This is a genomic window from Pseudomonas sp. TH04 (assembly GCF_016651355.1).
Taxonomy (GTDB): domain Bacteria; phylum Pseudomonadota; class Gammaproteobacteria; order Pseudomonadales; family Pseudomonadaceae; genus Aquipseudomonas; species Aquipseudomonas fluorescens.
On the sequence record NZ_JAEKEA010000001.1, the window covers coordinates 4,645,965 to 4,658,413 of the forward strand.

Here is a 12,449-nt window from a genome sequence, read left to right on the forward strand (position 1 = left end):
CTGCGTGCCTGACACTCACCCCATTCCCATTGTCGCCAGCGGAGTTCGTTATGAGTGAGTCAGTGCAGTTCCAGGATAAGGTCGTGGTCGTCACCGGTGCCGGCGGCGGGTTGGGCCGGGCCCATGCGCTGCTGTTCGCCAGGCACGGGGCCAAAGTGCTGGTCAACGACCTCGGCGGTTCAACCCAGGGCGAAGGCGCCAGTGCCTCTGCCGCCGACCGGGTGGTGAATGAAATTCGCGAGGCGGGTGGCATTGCCGAGGCCAACCATGACTCTGTTACCGACGGCGACAAAATTGTCCAGAACGCGCTCGACGTCTTCGGTCGCGTTGACGTCGTGGTCAACAATGCCGGCATCCTGCGCGACAAGACCTTCCACAAAATGGACGACAGTGACTGGGACCTGGTTTACCGGGTGCATGTCGAAGGCGCCTACAAAGTCACCCGCGCCGCCTGGCCGCATATGCGCGAGCAGGGTTATGGCCGGGTGATCTTCACCGCGTCCACCTCGGGCATCTACGGCAACTTCGGCCAGTCCAACTACGGCATGGCCAAGCTTGGCCTGTATGGCTTGACTCGCACCCTCGCGCTGGAAGGGCGCAAGAACAACATACTGGTCAATGCCATTGCCCCCACCGGCGGTACGCGCATGACCGAAGGCCTGATCCCGCCGCAAGTATTCGAACGCCTCAAGCCGGAACTGGTCAGCCCGTTGGTGGTGTACTTGGGCAGCGAGGCGTGCCAGGAAACCTCCGGGCTGTTCGAAGTCGGCGGCGGCTGGATCGGCAAGACCCGTTGGGAGCGCAGCCTGGGCGTGGGGTTCGACCCGCAAGCCGGGTTCTCGCCGGATGACGTGGCGGCGCACTGGGCGCAGATTTGTGACTTCGAGGGCGCTGTTCACCCCAAAGACACCATTGAGGCGTTGACGCAGATGATGGCCAACTTGCAGAAGTTCAGCCTCTGATCGTTGCTTGAACACTGTTTAATCTTGCGGGGCGCTCAGTGCGCCCCGTTTTTTTTGCGCATAAAAAAGGCCGCTGCAACAGCAGCGGCCGAAGTAAGACGTTGGATCAAGGAGCGATAAATCAACGTCAGTGAACACAGGTAACAGATTGAATACATTAGCCAATCCGTTGAAGTTCGACTTTTCTCCCGAAGCTGGAAGCGGGCGGTTTGCCCTGAAAGCCCGGTAAGAATAGTTGGTTGTAACAAAATGAGTAATAGCGCTTCATGACAAGGACTGTTACTCAATCTGCAACAGTCTCCAGGCGGGCCATCCATCCTCCTGATAACCCGCCATCCACCTGATCCATAGCCCTGCCCAAACCCCGGCCAGAGCCTCTGCTAATCCTTTCGAGCGACAGTGCGAATACCCCTTTGGTGCGCTTATCGCTCCTGACGAGCGGCAGTAGGGTGGGGCCTTCTGTCACTCACCGGGGAAGACGCATGACAAAAACAACAATGCGCGCCATCTTCACGCCACAGGCGCTGGCCACTGCGGTTGCGTTGGGCTGCTGCGCCCAGGCACAGGCTGTTTCGTTCAACATTGGCGAAATCGAAGGGCAATTCGATTCCTCGCTGTCGGTCGGCGCCAGTTGGGGCATGCGCGATGCCGACAAAAAGCTGGTGGGGATTCCCAATGGCGGAACGGGGCAGGCGTCTACCGGGGATGACGGGCGGCTGAACTTCAAGAAGGGCGAAACCTTCTCCAAGATTTTCAAGGGCATTCACGACCTGGAGCTCAAGTACGGCGACAGCGGCGTGTTTGTGCGCGGCAAATACTGGTACGACTTCGAACTGCAGGACGAAAACCGCGAATTCAAGCAAATCAGCAACAACCATCGCGACGAGGGCGCGCGCTCTTCGGGCTACGAGCTGCTGGATGCGTTCGTCTATCACAACTATTCCATCGGCGACTTGCCGGGCAACGTGCGTGTCGGCAAGCAGGTGGTGAGCTGGGGCGAGAGTACGTTTATCGGTAACTCGATCAACAGCATCAACCCGATCGACGTGTCGGCTTTCCGTCGTCCGGGTGCCGAGATCAAGGAGGGCCTGATTCCGGTGAACATGCTGTTCGCCTCCCAGAGCCTCACCAACCAGCTGTCGGTGGAAGGTTTCTACCAGCTGAACTGGGAAAACACCGTGGTGGATAACTGCGGCACATTCTTCGGTAACGACGTGGTGGCCCACGGCTGCAATGGCAACTACACCGTCGGCAGCCCGGCGATTGCGCCGTTGCAACCGGTGGCCGCAGCGTTCGGCCAAGGCTTCCAGGTGACGCGCGAAGGCGTGGTCGTGCAACGTGCTTCGGACCGTGAAGCCCGCGATGGCGGCCAGTTCGGCGCGGCGTTGCGCTGGCTCGGCGATGACACCGAGTACGGCCTGTACTTCATGAATTACCACAGCCGCACGCCTACTGTGGGCACGATCACCGCCAACACCAACCTGGCCACCATCGGGCGTATCGCGGCGACCGCCAACGCCATCGCACCCGGCAGCGGCTCGGGCCTGGCCCAGAGCACGATGCTCGGCCGTGGCCAGTATTACCTCGATTACCCGGAAGACATTCGCCTGTACGGCGCGAGTTTCTCCACCACCTTGCCTACCGGCACGGCCTGGACCGGCGAAATCAGCTACCGCCCGAATGCTCCGGTGCAACTCAACACCACCGACTTGACCCTGGCGCTAGTCAACCCGATTGCCGGCCAAACCGCCTCGCCGATCCGCAGTTCGTTCGGCTCGGATAACTCCGGCTACCGGCGCAAGGAAATCACTCAGATCCAGAGCACCATGACCCAGTTCTTCGACCAGGTACTCGGCGCCGAACGCCTGACCCTGGTGGGCGAGGCGGCGTTTGTGCACGTCGGCGGGCTGGAGGCCAAAAGCAAACTGCGCTACGGCCGTGATTCGGTGTACGGCGCCTACGGTTTCGGCGGCGACACCGATGGTTTCGTCACGGCCAACTCCTGGGGGTATCGCGCCCGGGCAATCCTTGACTACAACAACGTGTTTGCCGGGGTGAACCTCAAGCCCAACCTGTCCTGGTCCCAGGACGTCAGTGGCTATGGCCCCAACGGCCTGTTCAATGAAGGCGCCAAGGCGATCAGCGTCGGCGTGGATGCGGACTACCGCAACACCTACACCGCCAGCCTGAGCTACACCGACTTTTTTGGCGGTGACTACAACACCCTCACCGACCGCGACTTTGTCGCCCTCAGCTTCGGCGTGAACTTCTGACTTGGTTTAAGGAAGGACAAGAACCTATGCGTAAGATATTTGCAGTGATGGCCCTGAGTTTGCTGGCGGCCCACGTCATGGCCGCCGTGTCGCCCGAAGAGGCCGCCAAGCTCGGCACCAGCCTGACGCCGGTGGGCGCCGAAAAAGCCGGCAACGCCGATGGCTCAATCCCGGCCTGGACCGGTGGCATCCCGAAAAACGCCGGCGCAGTCGACAGCAAGGGCTTTCTCGCCGACCCATTCGCCAATGAAAAACCGCTGTTCGTGATTACCGCCGCCACGGTGGACAAGTACAAGGCCAAACTCTCCGACGGCCAAGTGGCGATGTTCAAGCGCTACCCCGAGACCTACAAAATCCCGGTGTACCCGACGCACCGCACGGTCAACCTGCCGCCGGACATCTATGAGTCAATCAAGCGCAGCGCGCTGAATGTGCACGCGATCAACGACGGCAACGGCCTGGAGAATTTCACCGGCAACCGCTACTACGCGTTCCCGATTCCCAAGAATGGCGTGGAAGTGCTGTGGAACCACATCACCCGTTACCACGGCGGCAACCTGAAACGCATCATCACCCAGGCCACCCCGCAGACAAACGGCAGCTACACGCCGATCCGCTTCGAGGAAGAAGTGGCGGTGCCTCAGGCCATCCCGGATATCGACCCGGCCAAGGCCGCCAACGTGTTGAGCTTCTTCAAGCAATCGGTCACCGCCCCGGCGCGGTTGGCGGGCAACGTGCTGCTGGTGCACGAGACCCTCGACCAGGTGAAAGAGCCGCGCCTGGCCTGGATCTACAACGCCGGCCAGCGCCGTGTGCGCCGCGCGCCGCAAGTGTCCTATGACGGCCCGGGCACGGCCTCCGACGGCCTGCGTACCACCGACAACTTCGACATGTTCTCCGGCGCCCCCGACCGCTATGACTGGAAACTGGTCGGCAAAAAAGAGATGTACATCCCCTACAACAGCTACAAGCTCGACTCACCGACCCTCAAGTACGACGACATCATCAAGGCCGGGCATATCAACCAGGACCTCACTCGTTACGAGCTGCACCGGGTGTGGGAAGTGGTCGGCACCGTCAAGCCAAGCGAGCGGCACATCTACGCCAAGCGCCACATGTACATTGACGAGGACAGCTGGCAAGTCGCGCTGGTGGATCACTACGACGGCCGTGGCCAGTTGTGGCGTGTTGCCGAAGGCCATGCGCAGTTCTATTACGACCACCAGGTGCCGGCCTACACCGTGGAAACCCTGTACGACATCATCGCCGGGCGCTACATCGCGCTGGGGATGAAGAATGAGGAGAAAAGCAGCTTCGTGTTCGGCTTTGCGGCCAAGGCGGCGGATTACACACCGGCGGCTTTGAGGTCTACGGGCGTGCGCTGATCCCGGGTCGAATTGGGCGCAATGGTGGGAGCGGGCTTGCTCGCGAAGGCGGTGTATCGGTCTCAGAAGTCGATGACTGACACGCCGTATTCGCGAGCAAGCCCGCTCCCACATTGGCTTTTGTGCATGGTCATTAATCACCCCGCTGAATACTTCTTCAACAACCGCCGACCACAGGACTACGGTAGGCGTCAGGTTGCATAACAATAAAAACGCAGGATGCAGCAATGACCGCCATGACACGCTGCCTGGACCGTCCTGGATTCATGCCACGGCTGTCCGCTCACCATCTGTTGCGCCCGCGCCTGGCCGAGCCTTTGCTCGCCGCGCCCGTCAGGGTCAAGTTGCTTTGCGCGCCGGGTGGCAGTGGCAAGAGTGCGTTGCTCGCAGAGTGTGCGTTGCAGGCGCCGAAAGGTTGCCAGGTCTATTGGCTGCCGCTCAATGGCGCGGTCCTCAGCCCCCACGAATTTTGTCAGCGCCTGGCGCACAACCTGGGGCTGCCCTTTGTCGATGAAGCCACTTTGTTGCTCGACCTCAGCCGCTGGCAGCACGCGGCGTGGGTATTTCTCGATGACTTCTGCCGTCTGCCCGCGCCTGGGCTGGACGCGTTGCTCGATCGTTTACTCAACGTCGCCAGCCCGGCGCTGACCTGGTGGCTGGGCGCGCGACGGCGGCCGCTGTGCAACTGGCCACGGCTGTTGCTCGACGACGCGTTGCTGGAGTGCAGTGAGTTGGCATTCAGCCCCGCGCAGGTCCAGCAATTGCTGGGCCCCGGGCAGACTGTCGACAGCGTGATGCAGTTCAGTGCCGGTTGGTGTGCGGGCGTGCGTATCGCCTTGCTGGGCGATGGGCACCCGGACAAGACCTTGCTCGACTACCTGCAACATGAGCTCTTCAGTACCTTGCCGGCCGAACTGGCCGATGCCTGGCGTGTGCTGGCGCATCTGCCGCGTTTCAACCCGAGCTTGTGTGAGCACCTGTTCGGTGCTGGCGACGGCGCTCAGTACCTGCGGGATTTGCAGGCACTCGGTGCATTTATCCAGCCATGGGAAGACACCGCCGATTGGCTGCACGTGTTCCCGCCGCTGGCGCGATTGCTCTGCAATGAGCCCTGGCCGGCCAAGCGCTCGTGGCATCGGCGTGCCTGCCAGTGGTTTACCGCCGAGCGCGACTGGCAAGCCGCGTTTGAACAGGCGTTGCTGGCCGAAGAGTACGAAGTGGCGGTGAGTTTGTTACAGCACTTCAGTTTTGAAGACCTGTTCCGCCAGCAGAATGCGCTGCTGCTGTTGCGCCTGCATGAAGAGCATGGCGATGACTTGATGCTCGGTTCTGCGCAACTGGTGGGGCTGGTCACGGCGGCGCTGCTGTTTGCCGGGCGTTTTGACCAGGCGGGCGTGTGCATCGACCAGCTTGCCCGCTTTGCCCCGCAACCCAGTGCAGCGCAACAGCGGCATTTGTTGGCCCGCTGGCAGGCGCAATGGGGTTGGCTGTTGCATCTGGGCGGCGATGCCGAGCGGTCCCGCGAGCATTTTCTGGAAGCCTTGCAAGCCTTGCCCGATAACGCCTGGACGTCGCGCGTGATGTGCCTCTCGGGCCTGACCCAACAAGCCTTGCTGCGCGGTGAATTGGACGTGGGCCAAACGCTGAACCGCGAAGCCCTGTGCCTGGCGCGGGCCCACGGCTCGTTGGTACTGGAGGCGTTGCTGGAACTGGACCACGCGCAATTATTGGAACAACGCGGCGCCCCGTATCGCGCGCAAAGCCTGCTGGAAAATGTGCAGGCGATGCTCATGCAGCAGCGGCTCAAGGCCGGGCCATTGGTCGGGCGCATCGCCCTGCGGCGCGGGCATTTGGCGCTGCGCCAGGGGCAGGACGCACTCGCCAGCGAGTGTTTCGACGCCGGGTTGACGATGTGCCTGCACAGCCAGGACAAACGCGTGCTGTACGGGTTTCTCGGCCTGGCACTGCTGGCAGCCAACCATGGCGATTACGCCCAGGCCTTTATCCAACTGCGCGACGCCGAGCGCTTGATGCAGCAACGCCAAGTGCCGGAATCGGTGTATCGCGCAGTGCTGCTGTTGGTCAGTGGGCACTTCTGGTTACAGCAGGGCCGCGCCGACTTGACCGTGGAGGCGGTGCGCCGGGTGTTGCGCCACTTCCGTGGGCCGCAGGCTCGACAGGCACCGCCGGCCACGCTGGAATTGATTCCACGTCTGGAGTATTTGCTGGTGCTGGCCGAGGTGCGGCTGGGCTGCGCCGACCAACCCATGGTGCGGCTCAATGCCTTGCTGCACACCGCCCAGCAACGCGGCATGCTGTGCCTGGAAACCGAATTGCACCTCGTGCTGGGTGAAGTGGCCTGGCGCGTGGGCGATGCGGCGCTGGCCCGCCATGCCCTGCAAACCGGTTTGGAACTGGCCGCGCGTTGCCAGGTGCAACAGGCTATTCGCGAACTGCGCTTGCGCGCTCCTGGGTTATTGAGTGAGCTGGGGTTGGAGACGCAAGCGTCGCCCGGCGGCGTGGCGGAGAACCCCTTGAGTCAACGCGAACTGGAAGTGCTGCATTTGATCGCCCTTGGCAACTCCAACCTGGAAATCGCCGATCGGCTGTTTATTTCGCTGCACACCGTCAAGACCCACGCGCGACGTATTCACAGCAAACTCGGCGTGGAGCGGCGCACCCAGGCGGTGGCCAAAGCCAAGACGTTGGGCTTGATGAGGGGGTGATGGTTCAGGCGGTGCAGAACGCTTGGCGGTATTCACCGGGCGTCGCGCCCATGGCTTGGCGAAAACGATGGGTGAAGTGGCTGGCGCTGGAGAAACCGCACATCCAGGCAATGTCACCGAGGGGCAGGGCGCCACTGCGCAACAGGGTCTGTGCCCGAACCAGCCGTCGTGCCAACAGGTATTGATGGGGCGGCAAGCCGAAGCTTTGGCGAAACATCCGCGCGAAATGGTATTCCGACAGCGCGCAGAGACCGGCCAGTTGCCCCAGGCTGATCGGGTCCTCCAGGTGGTGATCGATGTAGTCCACCAACAGCCGCCGCTGATGCGCGGCCAACCCGCCTTTGAGGCGCAGGCCATCACGCGCGCCGACCTGGCTGAGCAAGGTGTGGCTGAGCATTTCATGCGCCAGGCTGCTGGTCAGCAGGCGCTCGGCGGGCTCGTGCCAGTTGAGGGCGATCAATCGGTGAAAGCGCCGCGCCTGGCTTGCGTCTTCGAGAAAAGTGCTTTCGCGCAGTTGCAGTTCACGCGGTTCGCGGTCGAGCAGGGTGACGCAGCCGAGGGCGAACTGTTCCGGGCTGAAATACACGTGGGCCAGGCGAATTTCGCCGTTGATCACCCAGGCCGACTGGTGTTCGGCCGGCAGAATACACAGCTTGTCGGGGCCGCCCTTGGTGCCCGGCTGGTCGCGACGAAAGGTCCCGGTGCCGCCGCCGATGTAGCAGGACAAGGTGTGATGGCTGGGCGCCTGGTAGTCCTGCGAGTCGTGATGGTTGCTCCACAAGGCCGCAGACAAGCCGTCACCGAGCTCGGCGCAGGCTTCCAGGCGAGCGTTGGGCGAGCGGTTGAGGGCTTGAAAGACTTGCAGGGATTCCAGATCAGGCATGGTGTGTACTCTCCGACGCCTTGCATCCTACTCCGCGTCGCTGGCGCTGTGAGCCCACTGCCCGACAAAAGCGCAAGAATCTGCAAGAGCGCTCCCGGCCTGGCGGGTGACACTGTGGCTCAATCGACGGAGCCCGCTATGAACCTTTTTCTGTATTTACTCACCGTGCTGATCTGGGGCACCACTTGGATTGCACTCAAGTGGCAATTGGGCGTCGTGGCGATTCCGGTGTCGATCGTCTACCGCTTTGGGCTGGCGGCGTTGGTGTTGTTTGCACTGTTACTGCTGAGTCGTAAGTTGCAAGTGATGAACCGCCGCGGGCACCTGATCTGCCTGGCGCAAGGCCTGTGCCTGTTCTGCGTCAACTTCATGTGCTTCCTCACGGCCAGCCAGTGGATTCCCAGCGGCCTGGTGGCGGTGGTGTTCTCCACGGCCACGCTGTGGAACGCGCTCAATGCGCGGGTGTTTTTTGGCCAGCGGGTCGCGCGGAACGTATTGCTGGGCGGCGCGCTGGGGTTGATGGGCCTGGGGTTCTTGTTCTGGCCGGAATTGGCCGGGCACACCGCCAGCCCACAGACGTTGCTCGGCCTGGGGTTGGCCTTGTTGGGCACGATGTGTTTCTCGGCGGGCAATATGCTCTCGAGCCTGCAGCAAAAAGCCGGGCTCAAACCGTTGACCACCAATGCCTGGGGCATGGCGTATGGCTCGGCGATGCTCGCGACCTACTGCGCGGTGCGCGGGATTCCGTTCGAGATGGATTGGAGTGCGCGTTATGTCGGCGCGTTGTGGTACTTGGTGATTCCGGGGTCGGTGATTGGGTTTACCGCCTACCTCACGCTGGTCGGCCGCATGGGGCCGGAGCGCGCCGCGTACTGCACGGTGTTGTTCCCGGTGGTGGCGCTGAACGTGTCGGCGTTCGCCGAGGGTTATCAGTGGACGGCCCCGGCGCTGATGGGGTTGGTGCTGGTGATGTTGGGGAATGTGCTGGTGTTTCGTAAGCCCAAGCCTGTGAGTCCTGTCTACAAAGCGAAGGCAATCTAATGTGGGAGGGGGCTTGCTCGCGAAAGCGGTGTATCAGTGCCAGAGTTGTTGCCTGACACGCCGCATTCGCGAGCACGCCCGCTCCCACATGGGCCGAGGTGTCTACCGCCGCTTACCAAGCCCGTTGGTTTATTTGAGGCCCAGGCGCTTGGCCATGCGGCCCAGGTTGGCGCGGTCCAGGCCGAGTTCGCGGGCGGCGCTGGCCCAGTTGTGCTGGTGGCGCTCCAGGCAGGCGCTGATAACCTGGCGTTGGTAATGTTCGGTGCCCTGGCGCAGGTCGCCGGCGACAACCGGGACCGCATCGGCCTGGGCTTCGATCACCGGCGGCGCGCTGACGTCAGGCAGGTCGAGGTCTTGCGCATTCAAACTCAGAATCTTCGGACGTTCGTGGCAGTTACCCAGGGCCTTTAGTGCGCTGCGGCCGATCAAATGTTCCAACTCCCGCACGTTGCCCGGCCAGTTATAGGCCAGCAATGCCGCCTGGGCATCGCTGCTCAGGCGCAGGCTGCCCAAGCCCATACGTGAGCGGTTCTGTTCCAGGAAGAACCCGGTCAGCAGCAGCACGTCGCGCCCACGTTCACGCAGCGCCGGCACTTGCAGCGGGTACACGCTCAGGCGGTGATAGAAGTCGGCACGGTAGCGACCGTTGCGCACTTCCTCGGCGAGGTCGCGGTTGGTGGCGGCGATCAGGCGCACATCCACCTGATGCTCCTTGTCCGAGCCGAGGCGCTGTAACTGGCCGCTTTGCAGTACACGCAGCAGTTTGGCCTGTACGGTCAGCGACAACTCGCCGACTTCATCCAGAAACAAGGTGCCGCCGTTGGCCAGCTCGAACTTGCCGCGACGCTCGTTGAGTGCGCCGGTAAAGGCGCCACGCACATGGCCAAACAGTTCGCTCTCCACCAGGGTTTCCGGCAGGGCGGCGCAGTTGAGGCTGATCATCGGCTTATCTGCACGCGGCGACGCGGCGTGAATCGCTTGGGCCACCAGCTCTTTGCCTACGCCGGTTTCGCCGGTGATCAGCACGGTCAGGTCACTGCCGCCGACCAGTTTGATTTCCTCGACCAGGCGCTTGTGCGCCTTGCTCTGGCCGATCATTTCCTTGTGCTGCTGGCCGCTGGCCTGGCGGTAGATCTCGGCGCGCTGATGCTCATCGTCGGCGCGCAACGCCAGGCGCTCGATACGTTCGGCAACGGTGACCGTGGCCGCCGCCAGGCTGGCGAAGGCTTGCAAGGCATCCAGTTCAACACGCTCGAAGCGCTCGGTGTCCAGCGCGTCGAGGGTCAGCAGGCCCCAGGGTTTGTCGTCGATAAACAGTGGGCAGCCCATGCAGTCGTGCACGTGCAGGTCGCCGTGCAGGCCCTCGACCAAACCGTCGTAGGGGTCGGGCAGTTCGCTGTCGCTGTCGAAACGGGTAGGCCCGGGGCTGCTCAGCAGCACGGCGAAGCGTGGGTGTTCGCTGACCTTGAAGCGTCGACCAAGGGTGTCGGCGCTCAACCCATCCACCGCCAGAGGCACCAGCCACTCACCATCCAGGCGCAACAACGCCGCGGCGTCGCACGGCAGCAGGGCGCGCATGGCGTGCAGCAGGCGCCGATAGCGCTCGCCTTCGGACAATTCGCGAGAAAGGTCGGCGACCAGCGGCAGCAGGGTGGTGAGCAGCGATTGTGCAGTCATAATGACTCCTTGTAGTCCTTACGACTATATTGTGTTGCAGGTCATATTGACTACTTAATATTTAAATCATTGAAAATTAACGAATAATAAGTTGGCATGAATACTGATTAAGTAAAGGCATTCAGTAAGAAGACCCAGGAGTCTGCCATGCTTAGTGCCCAAGACCGTGCCATCGTCAAATCCACTGTGCCCTTGTTGGAAAGCGGTGGCGAAGCGCTGATCACGCATTTCTATCGCATGATGCTCAGCGAATACCCGCAGGTTCGCCCGCTGTTCAACCAGGCCAATCAGGCCAGCGGCGACCAACCCCGCGCGTTGGCCAACGGCGTGCTGATGTACGCGCGGCATATTGACCAGTTGGACCAACTGGGCGATCTGGTTGCCAAGATCATCAACAAACACGTGGCCTTGCAGATCCTCCCGGAGCATTACCCGATCGTGGGCACCTGCCTGTTGCGCGCCATCTACGAAGTGCTCGGCAGCGAGATTGCCACGCCTGAGGTGCTGAGCGCCTGGGGCGCCGCCTACGGCCAGTTGGCCGACATCCTGATTGGCGCCGAAGCGGCCATCTACGACGAAAAAGCTCAGGCCCCGGGCGGCTGGCGCGGTGCGCGGCCGTTCCTGCTGGTCAAGCGGGTGGAGGAGAGCGATGAGATTACCTCGTTCTATTTTGCCCCCGTGGACAACGGTCCGATCCTGGCCGCTGCGCCGGGCCAGTACATTGGCATTAAGCTGACGGTCGACGGCGAAGAAGTGCGCCGTAATTACTCCCTGTCAGCCTTGAGCGACGCGGGCCTTTACCGCATCAGCGTCAAACGCGAGGCCGGTGGGCGGGTGTCCAACTTCCTGCATGACCAGTTGCTGGTTGGCGCGACCGTTGAGCTGTTCCCGCCGTCGGGTGAGTTCACCTTGGTGGCCAACGATAAACCGCTGGTGTTGATCAGCGGTGGCGTGGGCATCACCCCGACGCTGCCAATGCTCGAAGCGGCGTTGGCCACTGAGCGCCCGGTGCACTTTATCCACTGCGCGCGTAACGGCGGGGTGCATGCGTTCCGTGACTGGGTGGACGCCCTGGCGGCCAAGCATCCGCAACTCAAACGCTTTTACTGCTATGCCGAGGACGACGGCGTAAGCCCGGCGGCGGACAAGGTCGGCCTGCTGAGCCAAGCGCAACTGGCGGCATGGTTGCCCGAGCAGCGCGACCTGGACGCCTACTTCCTGGGCCCTAAAGGCTTCATGGCGGCGATCAAGCGCCACCTCAAGGCTCTGGGCGTTCCCGAGCAGCAGGCGCGCTACGAGTTCTTCGGCCCGGCTGCGGCGCTGGAATAATTGTCCGGAAACGACGCTGCCCAATTGTGGGCGCGGGCTTGCTCGCGAAAGCCGTGGATCAGTCACTTAACATGTCGACTGACACGCCGCCTTCGCGAGCAAGCCCGCTCGCACATTGCTCCTCCATTTGCCGCTGATTAATCTGCTGTTAACCCCCTTCTGTTTTAACCATC

General features: G+C 62.2%; 8 protein-coding genes. 6 read left to right on the plus strand and 2 right to left on the minus strand.

Going from position 1 to position 12,449, the window contains the following annotated elements:
- Positions 1-50: 50 nt before the first annotated feature.
- The 4 genes from JFT85_RS20880 (at position 51) to JFT85_RS20895 (ending at position 7,346) form a co-directional block, all read left to right on the plus strand.
- Positions 51-962, plus strand: coding sequence for an SDR family oxidoreductase (locus JFT85_RS20880; protein ID WP_053257925.1), 912 nt, complete (start codon positions 51-53; stop codon positions 960-962).
- A 482-nt stretch (positions 963-1,444) separates the two neighbouring features.
- Complete coding sequence (locus tag JFT85_RS20885; RefSeq protein WP_053257924.1) at positions 1,445-3,235, plus strand: DUF1302 domain-containing protein; 1,791 nt, start codon at positions 1,445-1,447, stop codon at positions 3,233-3,235.
- Positions 3,236-3,261: 26 nt separating this feature from the next.
- Positions 3,262-4,620 (plus strand): DUF1329 domain-containing protein, encoded by a 1,359-nt coding sequence (locus JFT85_RS20890; RefSeq protein ID WP_073638216.1) that lies wholly within the window; start codon positions 3,262-3,264, stop codon positions 4,618-4,620.
- A 227-nt stretch (positions 4,621-4,847) separates the two neighbouring features.
- Positions 4,848-7,346: a LuxR C-terminal-related transcriptional regulator gene (locus JFT85_RS20895; protein ID WP_187601409.1), complete on the plus strand. Its 2,499-nt coding sequence runs from the start codon at positions 4,848-4,850 to the stop codon at positions 7,344-7,346.
- A 4-nt stretch (positions 7,347-7,350) separates the two neighbouring features.
- Here JFT85_RS20895 and JFT85_RS20900 read toward each other — a convergent pair whose 3' ends face one another.
- A complete protein-coding gene (locus tag JFT85_RS20900; protein WP_053257921.1) occupies positions 7,351-8,229 on the minus strand; it encodes a helix-turn-helix domain-containing protein in 879 nt (292 codons plus the stop codon).
- Positions 8,230-8,367: 138 nt separating this feature from the next.
- On the opposite strand from JFT85_RS20900, the gene JFT85_RS20905 reads away from it, so the two are divergent.
- Positions 8,368-9,270: a DMT family transporter gene (locus JFT85_RS20905; protein ID WP_069553267.1), complete on the plus strand. Its 903-nt coding sequence runs from the start codon at positions 8,368-8,370 to the stop codon at positions 9,268-9,270.
- 129 nt (positions 9,271-9,399) lie between these two features.
- On the opposite strand, the gene norR is transcribed toward JFT85_RS20905, so the two are convergent.
- Entirely contained in the window at positions 9,400-10,947 is a 1,548-nt protein-coding gene (norR, locus tag JFT85_RS20910) for a nitric oxide reductase transcriptional regulator NorR (RefSeq protein ID WP_073638213.1), read from the minus strand.
- A 147-nt stretch (positions 10,948-11,094) separates the two neighbouring features.
- Between norR and hmpA the strand changes: the two genes are divergently transcribed.
- Complete coding sequence (gene hmpA / locus JFT85_RS20915) at positions 11,095-12,276, plus strand: NO-inducible flavohemoprotein (RefSeq protein WP_053257918.1); 1,182 nt, start codon at positions 11,095-11,097, stop codon at positions 12,274-12,276.
- Positions 12,277-12,449 lie beyond the last annotated feature (173 nt).

Coding starts and splice junctions, on each gene's coding strand:
- JFT85_RS20900 (WP_053257921.1), bottom strand. CDS start 8,229: ATGCCTGATCTGGAATCCCTGCAAGTCTTTCAAGCCCTCAACCGCTCG.
- JFT85_RS20890 (WP_073638216.1), top strand. CDS start 3,262: ATGCGTAAGATATTTGCAGTGATGGCCCTGAGTTTGCTGGCGGCCCAC.
- JFT85_RS20885 (WP_053257924.1), top strand. CDS start 1,445: ATGACAAAAACAACAATGCGCGCCATCTTCACGCCACAGGCGCTGGCC.
- hmpA (WP_053257918.1), top strand. CDS start 11,095: ATGCTTAGTGCCCAAGACCGTGCCATCGTCAAATCCACTGTGCCCTTG.
- JFT85_RS20905 (WP_069553267.1), top strand. CDS start 8,368: ATGAACCTTTTTCTGTATTTACTCACCGTGCTGATCTGGGGCACCACT.
- JFT85_RS20880 (WP_053257925.1), top strand. CDS start 51: ATGAGTGAGTCAGTGCAGTTCCAGGATAAGGTCGTGGTCGTCACCGGT.
- JFT85_RS20895 (WP_187601409.1), top strand. CDS start 4,848: ATGACCGCCATGACACGCTGCCTGGACCGTCCTGGATTCATGCCACGG.
- norR (WP_073638213.1), bottom strand. CDS start 10,947: ATGACTGCACAATCGCTGCTCACCACCCTGCTGCCGCTGGTCGCCGAC.